The 17,997-nt window shown below is 72.5% G+C and carries 18 protein-coding genes; 5 read left to right on the top strand and 13 right to left on the bottom strand.

Annotated elements, in window-relative coordinates; all coding sequences use genetic code 11:
- Nucleotides 1–4: 4 nt before the first annotated feature.
- The 5 genes from ACFPGP_RS05275 to ACFPGP_RS05255 form a co-directional block, all read right to left on the bottom strand.
- The gene (locus ACFPGP_RS05275; RefSeq protein ID WP_378587821.1) at nt 5–1,195 is read right to left on the bottom strand and encodes an amidohydrolase; all 1,191 of its coding nucleotides are present in this window, start codon (nt 1,193–1,195) and stop codon (nt 5–7) included.
- Between the two features lie 117 nt (nt 1,196–1,312).
- On the bottom strand, nt 1,313–2,377 hold the full coding sequence (locus ACFPGP_RS05270; RefSeq protein WP_378587818.1) for a ScyD/ScyE family protein: 1,065 nt from the start codon (nt 2,375–2,377) through the stop codon (nt 1,313–1,315).
- Between the two features lie 145 nt (nt 2,378–2,522).
- Nucleotides 2,523–3,518 carry a methylmalonyl Co-A mutase-associated GTPase MeaB gene (gene meaB / locus ACFPGP_RS05265; protein ID WP_378587815.1) on the bottom strand — a complete coding sequence of 332 codons (996 nt, stop codon included), beginning with the start codon at nt 3,516–3,518 and terminating at the stop codon, nt 2,523–2,525.
- Complete coding sequence (gene scpA / locus ACFPGP_RS05260) at nt 3,515–5,689, bottom strand: methylmalonyl-CoA mutase (RefSeq protein ID WP_378587813.1); 2,175 nt, start codon at nt 5,687–5,689, stop codon at nt 3,515–3,517. Before scpA ends, meaB begins: the two co-directional genes overlap by 4 nt.
- Nucleotides 5,686–7,401 (bottom strand): methylmalonyl-CoA mutase family protein, encoded by a 1,716-nt coding sequence (locus tag ACFPGP_RS05255; RefSeq protein ID WP_378587810.1) that lies wholly within the window; start codon nt 7,399–7,401, stop codon nt 5,686–5,688. The genes scpA and ACFPGP_RS05255 overlap by 4 nt, the downstream gene beginning before the upstream one ends.
- 111 nt (nt 7,402–7,512) lie before the next feature.
- Here ACFPGP_RS05255 and ACFPGP_RS05250 point away from each other — a divergent pair, with 111 nt between their 5' ends.
- Nucleotides 7,513–8,316 carry a DUF4328 domain-containing protein gene (locus tag ACFPGP_RS05250; RefSeq protein ID WP_378587807.1) on the top strand — a complete coding sequence of 268 codons (804 nt, stop codon included), beginning with the start codon at nt 7,513–7,515 and terminating at the stop codon, nt 8,314–8,316.
- Between the two features lie 16 nt (nt 8,317–8,332).
- Here ACFPGP_RS05250 and ACFPGP_RS05245 read toward each other — a convergent pair whose 3' ends face one another.
- Nucleotides 8,333–9,403 carry an alkene reductase gene (locus ACFPGP_RS05245; RefSeq protein ID WP_378587804.1) on the bottom strand — a complete coding sequence of 357 codons (1,071 nt, stop codon included), beginning with the start codon at nt 9,401–9,403 and terminating at the stop codon, nt 8,333–8,335.
- A 93-nt stretch (nt 9,404–9,496) separates the two neighbouring features.
- The gene (locus ACFPGP_RS05240) at nt 9,497–11,254 is read right to left on the bottom strand and encodes a glycoside hydrolase family 13 protein (protein ID WP_378587801.1); all 1,758 of its coding nucleotides are present in this window, start codon (nt 11,252–11,254) and stop codon (nt 9,497–9,499) included.
- Nucleotides 11,255–11,307: 53 nt separating this feature from the next.
- On the opposite strand from ACFPGP_RS05240, the gene ACFPGP_RS05235 reads away from it, so the two are divergent.
- Complete coding sequence (locus ACFPGP_RS05235; RefSeq protein ID WP_378587798.1) at nt 11,308–11,835, top strand: DUF1697 domain-containing protein; 528 nt, start codon at nt 11,308–11,310, stop codon at nt 11,833–11,835.
- A 2-nt stretch (nt 11,836–11,837) separates the two neighbouring features.
- On the opposite strand, the gene ACFPGP_RS05230 is transcribed toward ACFPGP_RS05235, so the two are convergent.
- Both ACFPGP_RS05230 and ACFPGP_RS05225 read right to left on the bottom strand, forming a co-directional pair.
- Nucleotides 11,838–12,467, bottom strand: coding sequence for an FMN reductase (locus ACFPGP_RS05230; protein ID WP_378587796.1), 630 nt, complete (start codon nt 12,465–12,467; stop codon nt 11,838–11,840).
- Nucleotides 12,464–13,615, bottom strand: coding sequence for an LLM class flavin-dependent oxidoreductase (locus ACFPGP_RS05225; RefSeq protein ID WP_378587793.1), 1,152 nt, complete (start codon nt 13,613–13,615; stop codon nt 12,464–12,466). The genes ACFPGP_RS05230 and ACFPGP_RS05225 overlap by 4 nt, the downstream gene beginning before the upstream one ends.
- Nucleotides 13,616–13,720: 105 nt before the next feature.
- On the opposite strand from ACFPGP_RS05225, the gene ACFPGP_RS05220 reads away from it, so the two are divergent.
- Nucleotides 13,721–14,188: a MarR family winged helix-turn-helix transcriptional regulator gene (locus tag ACFPGP_RS05220; RefSeq protein WP_378587790.1), complete on the top strand. Its 468-nt coding sequence runs from the start codon at nt 13,721–13,723 to the stop codon at nt 14,186–14,188.
- A 56-nt stretch (nt 14,189–14,244) separates the two neighbouring features.
- On the top strand, nt 14,245–14,943 hold the full coding sequence (locus ACFPGP_RS05215; protein WP_378587787.1) for a class I SAM-dependent methyltransferase: 699 nt from the start codon (nt 14,245–14,247) through the stop codon (nt 14,941–14,943).
- Nucleotides 14,944–14,967: 24 nt separating this feature from the next.
- Here the strand turns inward: ACFPGP_RS05215 and ACFPGP_RS05210 are convergent, their stop codons facing one another.
- Nucleotides 14,968–15,411 carry a hypothetical protein gene (locus ACFPGP_RS05210; RefSeq protein WP_378587785.1) on the bottom strand — a complete coding sequence of 148 codons (444 nt, stop codon included), beginning with the start codon at nt 15,409–15,411 and terminating at the stop codon, nt 14,968–14,970.
- 260 nt (nt 15,412–15,671) lie between these two features.
- Here ACFPGP_RS05210 and ACFPGP_RS05205 point away from each other — a divergent pair, with 260 nt between their 5' ends.
- Nucleotides 15,672–16,046: a nuclear transport factor 2 family protein gene (locus tag ACFPGP_RS05205; protein ID WP_378587782.1), complete on the top strand. Its 375-nt coding sequence runs from the start codon at nt 15,672–15,674 to the stop codon at nt 16,044–16,046.
- Nucleotides 16,047–16,200: 154 nt separating this feature from the next.
- Here the strand turns inward: ACFPGP_RS05205 and ACFPGP_RS05200 are convergent, their stop codons facing one another.
- From ACFPGP_RS05200 to ACFPGP_RS05190, 3 genes are all read right to left on the bottom strand, one after another.
- A complete protein-coding gene (locus tag ACFPGP_RS05200) occupies nt 16,201–16,572 on the bottom strand; it encodes a VOC family protein (protein WP_378587779.1) in 372 nt (123 codons plus the stop codon).
- Nucleotides 16,573–16,909: 337 nt separating this feature from the next.
- The gene (locus ACFPGP_RS05195) at nt 16,910–17,218 is read right to left on the bottom strand and encodes a putative quinol monooxygenase (RefSeq protein ID WP_378587776.1); all 309 of its coding nucleotides are present in this window, start codon (nt 17,216–17,218) and stop codon (nt 16,910–16,912) included.
- A 1-nt stretch (nt 17,219) separates the two neighbouring features.
- Nucleotides 17,220–17,996, bottom strand: coding sequence for a succinate dehydrogenase/fumarate reductase iron-sulfur subunit (locus tag ACFPGP_RS05190; protein ID WP_378587773.1), 777 nt, complete (start codon nt 17,994–17,996; stop codon nt 17,220–17,222).
- Between the last annotated feature and the right edge of the window lies 1 nt (nt 17,997).

The following is a 17,997-nucleotide window of genomic DNA, read 5'->3' as shown; positions in this document are numbered from 1 at the left end:
CCGGTCAGCTGAGGGCCGCGACGGCGGCCTCGGCGAGGACGCGCGCGCCGATCGAGGTCGCGCCGTCGTCGACGCGCAGGTTGCCCTGGTGGAGGTCGTACGTCGGGCCACCCGGCGTCCGAGTGCCGAGTCGCGCCATGGCGCCGGGCACCCGGTCGAGGTACCAGCCGAAGTCCTCGCCACCGAGGCTCTGGCTGGTGCCGACCCGCCCCTCGGGGCCGACGGCACGCTCGATCGCGCGCCCGAGCAGCTTGGTGGAGGCGAGGTCGTTGACCACCGGCGGCACGCCGCGGCGGTAGTCGATCTCGGCGGTCACGCCGTACGGCGCCACGATGTCCTCGATCATCGAGCGCACCAGCTCCTCGGCGTCGGCCCAGGCCACGGCGTCGAGCATGCGGACCGTGCCGGCGACCTGGCCGGTGTCGGGGATGACGTTGTGGGCGGACCCGGCCCGGACCATGCCCCAGACCACGCTGACCCCCGCGCGGGGGTCGAGGCGGCGCGACAGGATCGCCGGCAGCTCGGTGATCACCTTGCCCAGGGCGAAGGTGAGGTCCTCGGTGAGGTGCGGGCGCGAGGTGTGCCCGCCGCGGCCGTTCAGCCGCACCGACAGGGCGTCGGCCGCGCCGGTGAGCGGGCCCTCGCGCAGCCCGATCTGGCCGACGTCGAGGGTGGGGTCGCAGTGGAGCATGAAGATCCGGGAGACCTCGTCGAGGGCACCGGCGTCCATGAGGTGCAGGGCTCCGCCGGGCATGACCTCCTCGGCGGGCTGGAAGAAGAGCCGCACCCGCCCGGGCAGCTGGCCGCGGGCCTGCAGCTCGGCCAGCGCGTACGCCGCGCCCACGAGGCCGGCGGTGTGGACGTCGTGACCGCACGCGTGCGCGACGCCGGGCACCACGCTCGACCACGGGTCGCCGGTGGTGTCGGCGACCGGCAGCGCGTCGAGGTCGGCGCGCAGGGCGACCAGCGAGCGGCCGTCGCCGACCTCGGCGATCACGCCGCTGCCGGGCAGCCGGGTCACCCGCAGGCCTGCCTCGCCGAGCAGGTCGGCGACCACCGCGGTGGTGCGGGTCTCCGCCCAGGAGAGCTCGGGGTGGGCGTGCAGGTCGCGTCGGAGGTCGACCAGCTCGTCGGCGTACTTGTCGACGACGTGCTCGATGGTCCTGCTGGCGTCGGAGGGATCGGGCTGTGACATGACCCGGCCAAGGTTAGTTCACCGCGGGTTCGCCCGGGGCATCGCGGTGGAAACGCGGCCGGGCCCCGGACGTCACGTCCGGGGCCCGGCCGGTGGTGCGGACCGGTCGGCCGGGTGTCAGGCCACCCAGCTCACGATCTTGCCGAACGGCGGTGCCTCGGCGAGCGCGTTGGTGCTCGCCCACAGCTGCCCGCCCCTGTACTCCAGCGCGGCCGGCATGGTCGGCTCCTTGAACGCCGACGCGGTGTCGGAGCCCGCAGGCAACTGCATCACGGTGTTCGCGAACAGCTGGGACACGTACGCGTCGCCCTCGGGCGTCACCGCCACGCCCACCGGGGTGACGAAGTCGGCGACGTCCCCGGTGACGTCACCGGTGTCGGGGTCGAGCGTGAAGAGGTGGCCGAGCGGGATCTGCTCCCCGAAGCCGCCACCGAGCGTGGTGACCCACAGCGACCCGTCGGGACCGACCTCGACGTCGGTCGGCACGGGCTCGCCGACGTAGGTCTCGCCGACCACGCAGTCGGGCAGGCCGAGCTGGGTCACGAGCTCCTGGGAGAGCACGAACTCCGGGGGCGGGAGCACGGCGACCGTGTCGACCGTGCCGTCACCGGTGACCGAGAAGATCGCGTTCGCCGCCGCGTCGGCGACGTACACGATGCCGCCCGCCTGGGCGGTCGCGTAGGGGTGCGACTCGACGATGCCGGTGTACGACGGCGGCCCGAAGTCCGCCGTGGGCCACTGGGCCGCGCACTCCTCGGCCAGCCCGGAGACGCCGTACGTGGTGCTGGCGTCGGGGTTCTCGGCGGCCTCGAAGTCGGAGATGTTCGCCAGGGTGGTGACCTGGGCGTCCTGGTCGAGCTGCTTGATCGTGGTCCTGCCGCTGTTCTTCGTCACCGCGAAGGTGACGACGTGCTGGCGGTAGGACACCGCGCCGACCTCGCCCTTCTTGACGTGGACGAAGACCTTCGGGTCCTTGCCGGGCCGGACGCGGGCGAGGTTGCCGACGAAGTTCTCGGAGACCCAGACGTTGCCGGCCGGGGTGACGGCCATGCTGAGCGGCGTGATCAGGCCCTTGGCGAACGGGCGCTCGGCTGCCGGCCGGGCGGTCGCCGGCGCGGCGGTGCCCACCAGCGGGACGGCCAGGGCGGCCGCCGCCAGTAGGGCGATGGTGTGGCGATGCATGGAGTTACCCCCTCCAGGTTGGATGTGTCGGACACGCGGCCCCGAGATCCAACGTGCGATCGTCATGCTGCTCCCGGGAGTGTCCCGAGCGGAGGGGGTGGATGTCACTACCCCCGGGGAACTGTGCGGGCAGTGTGCGAGTCCGTCAGCCGCGCTCGGTGTCGTACGCCGCGAGCAGGCGGTCGGCGGCGGCCGGGGCGGCCAGCTCGCCGGCGAGGACGGCGGACCGAACCTCGTCACGGATCGCGCGTACGCCGGGTGAGCGGCGCAGCCGGTCGGCGAGCTCGTCGCGGACCAGCGCCCAGGTGAAGTCGAGCTGCTGGTGCGCGCGCTTGTCGGCCAGGCCGGTGTGGCCGAGGTGCTCGCGGTGGGCGAGCACACGCTCCCACACCTCGTCGACACCGGTGCCGGTGAGCGCCGAGCAGGTGACGACCGGGGGCGCCCAGGCGCCGGGGCCGTGCACCAGGCGCAGGGCTCCGGCGAGCTCGCGGGCGGCCGAGCGGGCGTCGCGCTCGCCGTCGCCGTCGGCCTTGTTCACCGCGATCACGTCGGCGATCTCGAGGATGCCCTTCTTGATGCCCTGCAGCTGGTCACCGGTGCGGGCGAGAGTGAGGAAGAGGAAGGTGTCGACCATGCCGGCCACGGTGACCTCGGACTGGCCGACGCCGACGGTCTCGACGAGCACCACGTCGTACCCCGCGGCCTCGAGCACGCCCATCGCCTGGCTGGTCGCGCGGGCGACGCCGCCGAGGGTGCCGGCGGCCGGCGACGGACGGATGTAGGCGTGCGGGTCGGCCGCGAGCCGGGACATGCGGGTCTTGTCGCCGAGCACCGAGCCGCCGGTGCGCACGCTGGAGGGGTCGACGGCGAGCACGCCGACGCGGTGGCCGTCGGCGGTGAGGCGGGTGCCGAGCGCCTCGATGAACGTCGACTTGCCGACGCCGGGGACTCCGGAGATCCCGACCCGGACGGCAGGCGAGTCCGGGCCGACCGCGAGCGTCGCGAGCAGCTCGCGGGCGGCGGTGCGGTGGGCGGGCTTCGACGACTCGACGAGGGTGATCGCGCGCGAGACCGTGGCCCGGTCACCGCGCCGCACGCCCTCGGCCAGCGCCGCGACGTCGGGTGCCACCGGGCGGCTCACGCCGCCGGGTGGCCGAGCTGCTCGGAGAGCTTGGCGAGCAGGTCGAGCGCGGACTCCGCGATCACCGTGCCGGGCAGGAACACCGCCGCTGCACCCATCTCCCGCAGGGTCTCCACGTCGTCGGGCGGGATCACGCCGCCGATGACGACCATGATGTCGGGCCGGCCGCGCTCCGCGAGCGCGCGGCGCAGCTCGGGCAGCAGGGTCAGGTGGCCCGCGGCGAGCGAGGACACGCCGACCACGTGGACGTCGTTGTCGACGGCCTGCTGGGCGACCTCGTCGGGCGTGGAGAACAGCGGCCCCACGTCCACGTCGAAGCCCATGTCGGCGAAGGCGCTGACCACGACCTTCTGCCCGCGGTCGTGGCCGTCCTGGCCCATCTTGGCCACGAGGATGCGGGGGCGGCGGCCCTCCTCCTCCTCGAAGCGGTCGGCTGCGGCGACGACCTGCTCGACGAGCCGGTCGCCGGACGCGCCGGACTCGTCGCGGTACACGCCGCTGATCGTACGGATCGTCGCCTGGTGACGGCCGAAGACCTTCTCCAGCGCGTCGGAGATCTCGCCGACGGTCGCCTTGGCGCGGGCCGCGTCGACGGAGAGGGCGAGCAGGTTGCCGTCGAGTCCGGTCGACGGGCCGGCCTCGGCGGCGCGGGTCAGCGCGTCGAGCGTGCGCTGCACCCCCTCGTCGTCGCGCTCGGCACGCAGCCGCTCGAGCTTGGCCATCTGCTGGCGGTAGACGTCGTCGTTGTCGACGCGCAGCACGTCGAGGCGCTCCTCGGCGGCGAGCCGGTAGGTGTTGACGCCGATCACCTTCTGCACCCCGGAGTCGATGCGGGCCTGGGTGCGCGCCGCGGCCTCCTCGATGCGGAGCTTGGGGATGCCCTGCTCGATGGCCCGGGCCATGCCGCCGGCCTCCTCGGCCTCGCGGATGTGCGCCCACGCGCGCTCGGCGAGGTCGTGGGTGAGCCGCTCGACGTACCAGGAGCCGCCCCACGGATCGATGCTGCCGGTGGTGCCGCTCTCCTGCTGCAGCAGCAGCTGGGTGTTGCGGGCGATGCGCGCGGAGAAGTCCGTGGGCAGCGCGATCGCCTCGTCGAGCGCGTTGGTGTGCAGCGACTGGGTGTGACCCTGGGTCGCGGCCATCGCCTCCACGCAGGTGCGCGCCACGTTGTTGTAGACGTCCTGGGCGGTCAGCGACCAGCCGCTCGTCTGGCTGTGGGTGCGCAGGCTCAGCGACTTGGGGTTCTGCGGGTCGAACTGCCGCACGAGCCGCGCCCACAGCGCGCGGGCCGCGCGGAGCTTGGCGACCTCCATGAAGAAGTTCATGCCGATGCCCCAGAAGAACGACAGCCGCGGCGCGAACCGGTCGATCCCGAGGCCGGCGTCGAGGCCGGCACGGAGGTACTCGACACCGTCGGCGAGCGTGTACGCGAGCTCGAGGTCGGCGGTCGCCCCGGCCTCCTGGATGTGGTAGCCGGAGATCGAGATCGAGTTGAAGCGCGGCATCTCCTCGGCCGTGTAGCGGAAGATGTCGGAGATGATCCGCATGCTCGGCTGCGGCGGGTAGATGTAGGTGTTGCGGACCATGAACTCCTTGAGGATGTCGTTCTGGATGGTCCCCGTGAGCAGCGCCGGCTTCACCCCCTGCTCCTCCGCCGCGACGATGTAGAGGGCGAGCACCGGCAGCACGGCGCCGTTCATGGTCATCGACACCGACATCTGGTCGAGCGGGATGCCGTCGAAGAGCGTGCGGGCGTCGTAGATCGAGTCGATCGCCACGCCCGCCATGCCGACGTCGCCGCGCACCCGCGGGTGGTCGGAGTCGTAGCCGCGGTGGGTGGCGAGGTCGAAGGCGACCGAGAGCCCCTTCTGCCCGGCCGCGAGGTTGCGGCGGTAGAACGCGTTGGACTCCTCGGCCGTGGAGAACCCGGCGTACTGGCGGATCGTCCACGGCTGGGTCGTGTACATCGTCGGGTAGGGGCCGCGGAGGAACGGCGTGAGGCCGGGGAAGGTGTCGAGTGCGTCGAGACCGGCGAGGTCGTCCCTCGTGTAGAGGCCCCTGACCTCGATCCCCTCCGGGGCCTGCCACGGCTCCGCGGCGTCGGGCGCCGGCGCCGACCGGGGTGCGTCACCGGAGAGCGGGAGGCCGCTGAAGCTGAGGGGGACCGTCATCGCAGCGCCTCCCGGGTGCGGGTGAGGAACGCCAGCGCGTCGACGCCCATCGCGCAGGAGTCGTCGACCTCGAGGTCGCGTGGCTTGCCGGCGAGGATCACCCGCCGGGCTCCGGAGGCGCGCAGCGCCGCGACGAGGGGGGCGCCCCACTCGGCGTACGTCGCGTCGGTGCCGGCGAGGCAGACGACCGGCTGCCCGGCGTACGCCGCGAGCACGTCGTCGACGCCGGCGGTGGCGCCGGCGACCTCGACGGCCACGCCCCCGGCCGCGAACAGGTTGCCGGCGAAGGTCGCCCGCGCAGTGTGCGAGGCGATGCTGCCCATGGTCGCGAGGAAGACCGGTTGCGCGACCGGATCGTCGCGCAGGGCCTCGAACGCCGCGCCGTAGCGCCGCACCTCCGGCGCGGTCGGGTCGGCGGGCCGCTCGGGCAGTGTCTCGCCGAGGTGGGGGAACTCGGTGACGCCGGTGAGCGGGCGGCGGCGGGTGGCGACCTGGCGGTCGCGCTCCGCGACAGTGGCCGTGACCAGCTCGTCGAGGTCGGCACCGTCCTCGAGCCGGCCGAAGAGCTCCCAGGCTGCGCGCGCGAGGTCGTCGGTCAGCTTCTCGACCACGTGGGCTCCCCCGGCGGGATCGGCGACCCGGGCGAGGTGCGACTCGGAGATCAGCAGGCTGGAGGTGTTGCGCGCGATCCGGCGACCGAAGGCATCGGGGACCCCGAGCGGGGTGTCGAAGGGCAGCACGGTCACCGCCTCCGCCCCCCCGACACCGGCGGCGAACGCGGCGACGGTGGTGCGCAGCATGTTCACCCAGGGGTCGTACGCGCTCATCATCGGGCGGCTGGTGACGACGTGCTGGCGCTGCGCGACCGGCTTCGCCCCGCTGAGCTCGAGCACGCGCGCCCACAGGCGACGGGCGGCGCGCAGCTTGGCCAGCGTGGGGAACTGCTCGTCGGTGGCGGCGTAGCGGAACTCGACGAGCCCCGCGGCCTCGTCGACGGTGAAACCGTCGGCCTCGAGCTCGCGCAGGTGGCCGACCGCGGTCCGCAGCGACCAGGCGAGCTCCTGCACCTCGGAGGCGCCGCGGTCGTGGACGGTGGTCGCGTCGACCACGAGGCCGAGCGTGCCGGTCTCGCGGGCCAGGCGGGCCACCGCGACGGCCGAGTCGCCCCGACCGCCGAGGTTGGTGCCGGGAGCGGGGGTGGTGTCGCCGAGGAGCTCGAGCAGGGCCCGGGCCGCGGCGACCTGGTCGTCGGGGGCGTCGAGGACGACGGGCGCGAGGTCGAGCAGCACCCCGTCGAGGGCCACGGCGACCGCCGAGGCCGGCGTACCGGGGCGCAGCTCCAGCCACAGCGAGGTGGCGCCGTTGTCGAGGTCGACCAGCGCGGTCTCGCGGGCGTCGGCGGCACCCTCGGCGCCCCGGACGACCACCGGGGTGCGGTTGTCCCAGTCGCCGGAGCGGGTGGGACGGGCGCCGTCGAGCGGGAGCCCCTCGTCGAGCAGGGGGGTGCCGAGCGGCGAGACCTCGATGCCGTCGAGGGTCCTGCGCGCCAGCTTCGACCACACCAGGTCGGCGGCGTCGTCCTCGCCGAGCCGGCCCGACTTGCGGAGCACGGCGGCGGCTGCGGCCTCCCAGTCGGCGACGGTCCAGCGGTCGGCGGCGTCCGCGAGCGCGAGCGGGCCCGGGTCGAGCCCGGCGGCTCCCTGGTCGGTCATGGTGCTGACGATAGGAGGCGGCGCGGGAGCACGACCACCCGATGTGACCTTTTCGACCGGCGCTCCGTGATTCCACTGGCGACGACGGCTCCACCGCTCCATACTCCGGCGGTGACCTCACTGCCTCCCGCCGGCTGGTACCCCGATCCCGATCCCCAGCAGGCGGGGCGAGAGCGCTACTGGAACGGAGCGCGCTGGGCCGCCGGCACCCGGCCCGCGCCGGTCAGGCAGGGCACGGTCGGCCGACCGCCGCTCGGTCCGCGGTACGGCGTGCTCGCGGGCCTCGTGCAGGGGTTCCTCGGGCTGTGCCTGCTGATGTCACTGGCGCGGGCGGCGCTGGCGCTGTGGACGGCGGACGTCGTGGGCGGCTGGCGCGACGGCTCGCAGCCCGTCGACCTCACGACGGCCGACCGCCTCGACCAGCTCACCATCCTGGCGTCCTGGCTCGACGTCGGGCTGCTCCTGGTCACCGGCGTCCTCTTCATCACCTGGCTGTACCGGGCCCACCGCAGCGACCGGATGTACCCCGCCGCGCTGCGGCACGGTTCCGGCTGGGCGATCGGCGGCTGGTTCGTGCCGATCCTGGGGCTGTGGCGGCCGCTGCAGATGGTGAACGACGTCCGGCGTGGCGCCGTCGGCCTCGACCCGGGGCAGGGCGGCGCGCTCGTCGGCTGGTGGTGGGCGATGTACGTCGCCGTCATGCTGTCCGGCCGGATCTCGGCGACCCTCTACCCCACGGGCGACGAGAAGCCCCGCCGGCTGCTGGAGGCGCTCCTCTACTCGGCCCGCTACGACGTCGCCGACGCGGTGATCAACACCGTCGCGGCCGCGCTGGCGATCCTCGTCGTGCGGCACGTGACGCAGCTGGTGCTGCCGGCGGCCGCCGACCGGACCGCCGCCGTCGCACCTGCCTGAGCCGCAGGAGTGCGGCTCAGGCCGACAGCGCGGGGTAGTCGGTGTAGCCCTCGGCACCGCCGCCGTAGAAGGTGGCCGGGTCGGGCTGGTTGAGGCCGGTGCCCAGCTGCCAGCGCTGGGGCAGGTCGGGGTTGGCGAGGAAGAGCCGGCCGATCGCCACCGCGTCGGCGACGTCCTCGTCGAGGAGGGCCTGCGCCATCGCGTGCGTGGTCGGCGTGCCGAAGCCGTCGTTGGCGATCAGCACGCCCCCGAACTCGCGGCGCAGGTGCTGCACCAGCTCGAGGCGCGGCTGGGCGAGCACGCTGAGGTAGGCGAGGCCGACCGGCGCCAGCTCCCGCACGAGGGCGGTGTAGGTGGCTTCCACGTCCGCGGGGTCGTCCTCGGTCGCGCCCTGGATGTTGTGCGCGGGCGAGATCCGCAGGCCCACCCGCTCCGCGCCGATCTCCGCCGCCACCGCGCGGGTCACCTCGACGGCGAGGCGCGCCCGGTTCTCCGGGCTGCCGCCGTACTCGTCGTCGCGCTGGTTCGAGCCCGGCGCGAGGAACTGGTGGAGCAGGTAGCCGTTGGCGCCGTGCACCTCGACACCGTCGAGGCCGGCGTCCACGGCGTTGCGGGCCGCGCTGACGAACTCCTCGACGACGTCGGGCATCTCGTCGGTGCGCAGCGCGCGGGGCACCGGGTGCGGCTTCGGGCCGGACGCCGTCACCATCTCGCCGGGCGCGGCGAGGGCGCTCGGAGCGATGATCTCCTGGCCGCCGGTGTTGTCGGGGTGCGCGACGCGGCCCGCGTGCATCAGCTGGGCGACGATGCGACCGTCACGGGCGTGCACGGCGTCCGCCACCTGACGCCAGCCGGCCACCTGGTCGGCGGAGTGCAGGCCGGGGGTGTCGAGGTAGCCCTGGCCGCGGGCGCTGGGCTGGGTGCCCTCGGTGATGATCAGCCCGGCCGACGCCCGCTGGGCGTAGTACTGCGCGGCCAGCTCCCCCGGCACCGTCCCGCGGGCTCGGTTGCGGGTCAGCGGCGCCATCACCAGCCGGTTGGGCAGGGTCCAGGCTCCGACGGTCAGCGGCTCGAACAGGTCAGCCATCGTGGTGTCGCACTCCTCAGAGATCGGTTGCAGGGGACCTCTGGTTCAGCGTCCGGTCGCGGCGCACGATTCCGACCTACGGGGTGAGGAGGTTCACCGGTTTGGCCCCGCCACTTCTGGGCAAGGGCGCCGGTCAGGCCCGGCGCAGGATCCGGGCCTCCCAGGGGCCCAGCACGATCCGGTCGTGGTCGGCGGGCAGGCCGGCGTTGCCGAGCACGAGCTCGGCGCCCGCCCAGTCCGCGGCCTCGGGCACGTCGGCGACGACGTCCTCGTCTCGGACAGGTTGGCGACCACGAGGAGGCGCCGGTCGCCGAGTCGTCGCTCGAACGCGTAGACCTGCTCGTGCTCGGGCAGCAGCATCGTGAAGTCGCCGTGCGCGACGACCGGGTCGTCGTGGCGCAGCGCGATGAGCTGCCGGTAGTGGTGGAAGACCGAGTCGGGGTCCTTGCGCTGCGCGGCGGCGTTGATCTCGGTGTGGTTGGGGTTGGCCGCGAGCCACGGCGAGCCGGTCGTGAAGCCGGCGTGCTCGGAGTCGTCCCACTGCATGGGGGTGCGCGCGTTGTCGCGGCTCTTGTACCGGATGCGCGCCATCGCGTCCTCGGGGTCGGTGCCTCCGGCCACCATCGCGCGGTAGGCGTTGACCGACTCGATGTCGCGGCAGTCGTCGACGGTCCGCAGCACCGTGTTCGTCATCCCGAGCTCGTCGCCCTGGTAGACGTACGGCGTGCCGCGGTGCAGGTGGAGGACCGTCGCCAGCGCCTTCGCCGAGCGCACCCGGTGCTCGGGCCGGTCGTCGCCGTACCGGCTGACGCAGCGCGGCTGGTCGTGGTTGCCGAGGTAGAGGCTGTTCCAGCCGACATCGGCGAGGCCGGCCTGCCACCGGCCGAAGGAGTCCTTGAGGTGGCGGACGGTCATCGGCACGACGTCCCACTTGCCGCCCGGGCCGGAGTCGAGGTCGACGTGCTCGAACTGGAAGACCATGTCGAGCTCGTGGCGCTCGGGGTCGGTGTAGAGACGCGCCTGCTCCACCGGGGTGCCCGGGGTCTCGCCGACGTTGAGCAGCCCGGGCGGACGCCCGGCGAAGACCGCGTCGTACATCTCCCGGAGGTAGTCGTGGACCTTCGGGCCGTTGAGCACGTAGATCATCTCGCCCAAGCCGGGCGGCTCGTCGGTGACCGGCTTGGAGATCAGGTTGATGACGTCCATCCGGAAGCCGTCGACGCCGCGGTCGAGCCACCAGTTCATCATCGAGTAGACGGCCTGCCGGACCTCCGGGTTCTCCCAGTTCAGGTCGGGCTGGCTGGTGGCGAAGATGTGCAGGTAGTACTCGCTGGTGCGCCCGTCCCACTCCCAGCCCGGGCCGGAGAAGACCGAGACCCAGTCGTTGGGCTCTGCGCCGGGCGCGCCGCCTTCGTGGCCGGGGCGCGGCGGGCGCCACCAGTACCAGTCGCGCTTGGGGTCGTCGGTGCTCCGGCGCGACTCGACGAACCACGGGTGGGCGCTGCTCGTGTGGTTGACGACGAGGTCCATGACCAGCTTCATGCCGCGTGCGTGCAGGTCGGCGATGAGGCCGTCGAGGTCCTCGAGCGTGCCGAAGAGCGGGTCGACGTCGTGGTAGTCGCTGATGTCGTAGCCGTTGTCGTCCATCGGCGAGCGGTAGACCGGGCTCAGCCACAGCACGTCGACGCCGAGCTCCTCGAGGTGGTCGAGGTGACGGCGGATGCCGGGGATGTCGCCGATGCCGTCGCCGTCGGAGTCCGCGAAGCTCCGCGGGTAGACCTGGTAGGCGACGGCGGACTTCCACCAGTCGCGGGCGAGCTCGGCGGCGGGGGCGTCGGTCCGTGACGTCATGCGTCGACCGTAGTGGGGCGACCGGCGTCGGCGCCGAGGACTAGGTTCGCGACGTGGGCCGGTCGGTGGCGTTCTTCCGCAACCTCAACCTCGGGCAGGGGTGGGCGCCGACCCGCCCCCAGCTGGTCGCGGCGTACGAGGAGGCCGGCGCCAGCGACGTGGTCAACGTGATGGTCAACGGCACCGTCGTCTTCACCCACCGGGCACCGGTGGCGGCCACGCGCGCGGTGCTCGCCGCCCTCCGACCGCTCACGGGGTACGACGACGTAGCCGTCGTCCGCCCGGCGGCCTGGCTGCGGTCACTCGTCGAGCACGCGGACGCGCTCGGGCTCGACGACCCCGGCGAGCTGGCGGTGGAGGTGTCGTTCTTCGACGCCCGCCGGCCGCTCGGCCTCGCGCTCCCGTGGACCGCGCCCGGTGGCCGGCTGACCGTGGTCGCCGGTGACCACCGGCACGCGATCAGCATCTGGGTGCCGGGGCCGGGCGGCAGCAACGCGACGGTGGTGCTCCAAGGGGTGACCGGCGTGCGGGTGACCTCGCGGGCACTGGCGACCGTGCGTCGCGTCGTCACCCGTCTCTGACGTCAGCCCCGCGGGTCGGGGCGCACGTCCCTCAGCAGGTCCTCGAACGGCGTGACGTCGGCGAGCTCGTCCTCGACGGTCCGGCGCCGGGTGACCACGCTGTCGGCACTGCTCACCTTGCCCACGAGGGCGGCCAGCTCCCCGGCCGCACGCGCGATGCGCTGGTCGAGGTCGGTGCCGGCGAAGTCGTCGGTGGCGGCGAAGACGCCGGTCGGCACGACGACCGCGTGCAGGTAGGTGAAGAGCGGGCGCAGCGCGTGCTCCAGCACCAGCGAGTGCCGGGCGGTGCCGGCGGTCGCGGCCACCAGCACCGGGGTCCCGTCGAGCGACCCGGCCTCGAGCACGTCGAAGAACGTCTTGAAGAGACCGGAGTACGACGCGGAGAACACCGGCGTCACCACGACCAGCCCGTCGGCCGCGGCCGCCGCCGCCTCGGCCGCCGCGAGCTCCGGGCCGGGGAAGCCGGTCAGGAGCTGGTCGGTCAGCTGGTGCGCGAGGTGGCGCAGCTCGACGTGGGTGACCTCGACGTCCTCGAGCGCCTCGACGGTCGCGGCGGTGAGCCGGTCCGCGAGGAGCTTGGTCGAGGACGGGTTGGACAGCCCGGCCGAGACGACGACGAGGCGCGTGGTCATGCCGACACCGCCCCGGCGTCCTCGGCGCGATGGCCGGTCGCGCTGTCGGGCGCGGCGTACACGGTCGCGTCGGTGGCACCACCCGCTGCGGCGACGAGCGAGGCGTGGGTCGGCGCGTCCGGCACGTGCGCGGGACGACCCTCCGCCATGCCCCTGCGGAGCTCGGGGAGGATCTCGCCGAGGAGGTCGAGCTGCTCCAGCACGGTCTTCAGCGGCAGCCCCGCGTGGTCGACCAGGAACAGCTGGCGCTGGTAGTGGCCGACGTAGTCGCGGAAGCCGAGCGTGCGCTCGAGCACCTGCTGCGGCGAGCCCACGGTCAGCGGCGTGGCCTCGGTGAAGTCCTCCAGCGACGGACCGTGGCCGTAGACGGGCGCGTTGTCGAAGTAGGGGCGGAACTCGTCCACCGCGTCCTGGCTGTTGCGCCGCATGAAGAACTGGCCACCGAGGCCGACGATCGCCTGGTCGTAGGCGCCGTGGCCGTAGTGCTCGAAGCGGCGGCGGTAGAGGTCGACCATCTGCTGGGTGTGGCTGGCCGGCCAGAAGATGTGGTTGTGGAAGAAGCCGTCGCCGTAGTAGGCCGCCTGCTCGGCGATCTCGGGGCTGCGGATCGAGCCGTGCCACACGAACGGCGCCACCCCGTCCAGCGGGCGCGGGGTCGAGGTGTAGCCCTGCAGCGGGGTGCGGAACCGCCCCTCCCAGCTCACGACGTCCTCGCTCCACAGCCGGCGCAGGAGCGCGTAGTTCTCGATGGCGAGGTTGATGCCCTCGCGGATGTCCTTGCCGAACCAGGGGTAGACCGGACCCGTGTTGCCGCGGCCCATCATCAGGTCGACGCGACCATCGGTGAGGTGCTGGATCTTCGCGTAGTCCTCTGCGATCAGCACCGGGTCGGTCGTGGTGATGAGGGTCGTCGCGGTCGAGAGGATGATCCGCTCGGTGAGGGCGCCGATGTAGGCCAGCGTCGCGGTCGGGTTCGAGGCGATGAACGGCGGGTTGTGGTGCTCACCGGTGGCGAAGACGTCGAGGCCGATGTCCTCCGCCTTCTGCGCGATCGCGACCGTGGCCTTGATCCGCTCGTGCTCCGTCGGGGTCCGGCCCGTGGTGGGGTCGGTGGTGACGTCGCCGACGCTGAAGATTCCGAGCTGCATGACTGCCTTCGCCCTTCCGGTGTGTCCCACGCCGCCGGGGCTGGTGGCGCGGCTCCATCATCTCCAACTTAGGTGACGTGTCAACTATTCCGCTACGCTGGCCGCATGAGCGACGACGTTCCCTGGCTCTCTTCCGAGGAGGAGCAGCTCTGGCGGCGCTGGCTGCGCATGAACGCACTCCTGCCTGCGGCGCTGCACCACGGCCTGCAGACGGACGCCGGCCTGTCGCTGCCCGACTTCGACGTCCTGGTGCAGCTCACCGACACCGAGGACGGCCGCATCCGGGTCAGCGACCTCGCTCGCGGCCTGACCTGGGAGCGCAGCCGGGTCTCCCACCACGTCACCCGCATGGAGCGGCGCGGCCTGGTGCGGCGCGAGGAGTGTCGCGACGACGGACGTGGCGCCTTCGTGGTGCTCACGCCGGCGGGCCGGACGGCGATCGAGCGTGCGGCACCGGCTCACGTGCGGACCGTGCGGCACCTGGTGTTCGACGCCCTCACGCCGGCGGAGGTCGAGGCCGTGTCGTCCGCCGTCGAGAAGGTCGTGTCCCGGCTCGAAGGGGTCGGTGTGTGATGCCGACGCCGGCGGGGTAGGAACGCAGGCATGCTCCTCTCGGGATCGGGTCCAAGATGACGACGGCCGACTACGACCGCTTTGCCGAGGCCTATGCGGTGGAGAACGAGACAGGCCTGTTCAACGCGCACTACGCGCGGCCGGCAGTCCTCGACCTCGCCGGCGAGGTCTCGGGCCGCCGGATCCTCGATGCGGGGTGCGGCTCCGGGCCGCTCGCAGCGGCGCTGCGCGACCGGGGTGCGGTCGTCACGGGCTTCGACGCGAGCGCCGCCATGGTCGACCTGGCCCGCCGGAGGCTGGGTGAGGACGCCGACGTGCGCGTGGCGGACCTCGCCGCGCCACTGCCGTACGCCGACGCCGCGTTCGACGACGTCGTCGCGTCGCTCGTGCTGCACTACCTGGAGGACTGGTCCGGCCCCCTCGCGGAGCTGCGACGTGTGCTGGAGCCCGGCGGTCGCCTCATCCTGGCGGTGAACCACCCCGCCGCCTACGCCATCGTGTACCCGGAGGCCGACTACTTCGCCACCACCCGGTACTCCGAGGACTACAACTTCGACGGACAGACCGTGTGGTTGACCTTCTGGCACCGACCGCTGCACGCGATGGCTGACGCCTTTGCCGCCGCCGGGTTCCGCATCGCCACCATCAGCGAGCCGCCTCCGGCGCCCGACACTCCTCCCGAGGTGCTTCCCCCCGGCCTGGAGGAGGGCCAGTCGTTCATGTGCTTCCTCTTCTTCGTGCTCGAGGCCGTCTGACGCACCGGACGGCGAGGACGTGTCCTAGCTGCCGGTCGGTGCGGCCCAGACGTAGTCGGCGACGCCGGCGCGCTGTGCGCACGCCCGGACCTCCGCGACCGGCATCACCGGGAGGCCGTCCGCGGTCAGACCGGCGACCCCGGCTCCCCCGCCGCCCAGGCGCACGTGCTCACCCACCTCGATCCGCTCGCCACCCGGGAAGATCACGGCGGGCGCGTCCCACTCCGTGTCGAAGGGGAAGGCGGCGACCGACCGTCCGATCAGCAGGCAGCCGCCGCTCTGGGTCAGCCTGCCGGTCACGATGCCCGCCGGCCACTTGCTCGACTCCCTCGTCAGGGCGATGACCGGGCCGTCGTCAGGTGCGGAACCGCCGACCGGAGCGGCGTTCTCCCCGCATCCGGCCACCACCATCGCGGCCACGGTCAAGTCCGCGGCCCAGCCGAGCCTCACGCTCCGACTGGTCCTCATGATCAGCAGCGTGGCACGGCGGCCGTGGGCGAGGGTGGGGTTCAGCTGGTGTCGGGGGTCCGGGTTTCGGCAGCCGGTGTGGTGGTTGACGGGGCGGTCGGGTGGGGTGACGTCGAGGGTGCCGATGGCTGACGAGTCGAGCTCGTCTCCGAGGACACCAGGCGTACCAGGGGGCCCGGGCTTGAGAGGGTGAGCGAGCGCGATCTGTTGACCGCCAGCCGAGGGAGGGCCAGATGGCCGCATCAGCGGAGACTGGTCCGATGGTCGCGGTGCACCGATTCATCGAGGCGTTCAACGACGACGACGTCGATCTTGCCCAGGCGGCATGCGTGGACGAAACCTCGATCATCGATGACTTTCCGCCCTACCAGTGGACGGGGCACGGAGCCACGACCAGGTGGTATCGCGACATGGCCGGCATGGCGGAGGTGTACGGCATGTCAGATTGGTCGGTGGTCTTGGACCAGCCCCGCCACCTCACGGTCTCGGATCAGCGTGCGTACGTGGTGGTCCCTGTCACGGCGCGATGGCTGGAGGACGGAACGCCGGCAGACAGGACGGGCTACTTGACGGCGGCGCTACGCGAACTCGCCGACGAGTGGCGCGTCTCTGCAATCACGTGGGCATGGAGCTGAGGCTCTCCAAGAGCCACGACAGCGGGACCTCCGCTGAGTGCCTCCGCACATGCCGCCGTCCGTGCACGCTCCTGCTGGTGACGTCGGGCGCGTGGGGCCGCGGACCGCCGATGCGCGAGACTGCACAGCGCCGTCCACGCTGATCCAATGAGCGTCACTGCCATCCCGGGATGGTCGATGCCCTGGCCACGCAGAACTCGTTGCCCTCCGGGTCTCGGAGAACGGTCCAGGTGTCGGGGTTCTCGTAGTCGCCGGGATCTTGGCGATGTGCGACCACCGTGGCACCCGCTTCCACGAGGCGGGCCACTTCTGCTTCAAGAGGACCGTCCGTGACGAGGTCGGGGTGCAGGCGGTTCTTGCCGGACTTCGCCTCAGGGACCTCCATGAAGTACAGCACTCCACCCGTACCACTCGGATCGCTGATCATGACCTCCCCCGGATTGCGCTCGCTGATCTCGTAGGCGAGGACACGAGCCCAGAACTCCGCGAGGAGCCGCGGTTCGCGGCAATCCACGACGATGGACAACAGCCTTGTGGACACAACGGCCAGTATCGGGGCCTTGCGCGTTGAAGGGAACAGCCTGGGAGCGCCCGGCCCAACCCCGCACGGCCTCGGTTTCTACTCATGCCGCGTACCGGGCAGCCGCGAGGTGGTCGAACGAGGGCACTCGCATTCAGGTCCGGTTCGCGGCGCGTGAGCCGCGACAGGCGCAACCATGGGTCCGCCCACGCGAACGCTGGGTGCCATGACCGAGGGACTGACCCGCGGCAGCAGTGGGAAAGCTGAGGGACCGTCGCGTTCTGCGCGCCCTTGCTCATGATGAGCGGTCTCGACAAGGCTCGACCTACGGCCGTGGCGGCGGCTACGCCTCCGTGCGCAGCGGCGAGCCGACGACCTCGAAGCGGAAGCCGCCGAAGGTGCCCGACAGCAGCGGCCTGGCCTCGGCGATCGAGGCCTGCACCTCGGGCAGCTGGAGCGACGCCCGGTGTGCCTCCGCGCTCGTCCAGAGCTCGACGACGTACACCGTGTCGGGGTCGTCGTCGTCGACACCGACCTCGTAGAGGAGGCAGCCGGCCTGCTCGAGCCGGGGGCTGTGCCGGGTCAGGTGGGTCACCAGCTCGTCGCGCCGACCCGGCGCGGCCCCGAGCGAGCCGGCGTTCGCGAAGACCACCTCAGACCTCCGTGCGCCCGTCGTAGTCCTTGTTGCGGATCCCGATCTTGCTCCCCAGCCACACCAGCGGGTCGAACTTGCGGTCGACCACGCGCTCCTTCATCGGGATGATCGCGTTGTCGGTGATCTTGATGCCCTCGGGGCAGACCTCCGTGCAGCACTTGGTGATGTTGCACATCCCGATCCCCGCCGCCCCCTGCGCAAGCTCGCGCCGGTCGTGGGTGTCGAGCGGGTGCATGTCGAGCTCGGCGTAGCGCAGGAAGAACCGCGGGCCGGCGAACGCGGGCTTGTTCTCCTCGTGGTCACGGACGACGTGGCAGGTGTTCTGGCACAGGAAGCACTCGATGCACTTGCGGAACTCCTGGCCCCGCTCGACGTCGATCTGCGCCATCCGCCGCTTGCCGTCGGCGTCGCGCGGCGGCGGGGCGAACGACGGCAGCTCGCGCGCCTTCTCGTAGTTGAACGACACGTCGGTGACCAGGTCGCGGATCACCGGGAAGCTGCGCATCGGGGTGACCGTGATCGTCTCGCCCGGCTCGAAGTCGGAGAGGCGGGTCATGCACAGCAGCCGCGGGCGGCCGTTGATCTCGGCGCTGCACGAGCCGCACTTGCCGGCCTTGCAGTTCCAGCGGATCGCGAGGTCCCCGGCCTGCGTGGCCTGCACGCGGTGCAGCGCGTCGAGCACGACCTCGCCCTCGGACACCTCGACGGTGTAGTCGCCGAGGTCACCGCCGTCGGCGTCACCGCGCCAGATGCGCATCTTCAGCTCGTAGCCCATC

Origin of the sequence: Nocardioides taihuensis, assembly GCF_042657275.1 — a bacterium.
Classification (GTDB): domain Bacteria; phylum Actinomycetota; class Actinomycetes; order Propionibacteriales; family Nocardioidaceae; genus Nocardioides; species Nocardioides taihuensis.
The sequence above is the reverse complement of the archived record's forward strand: the minus strand, read 5'-3'. Positions and strand labels throughout refer to the sequence as shown.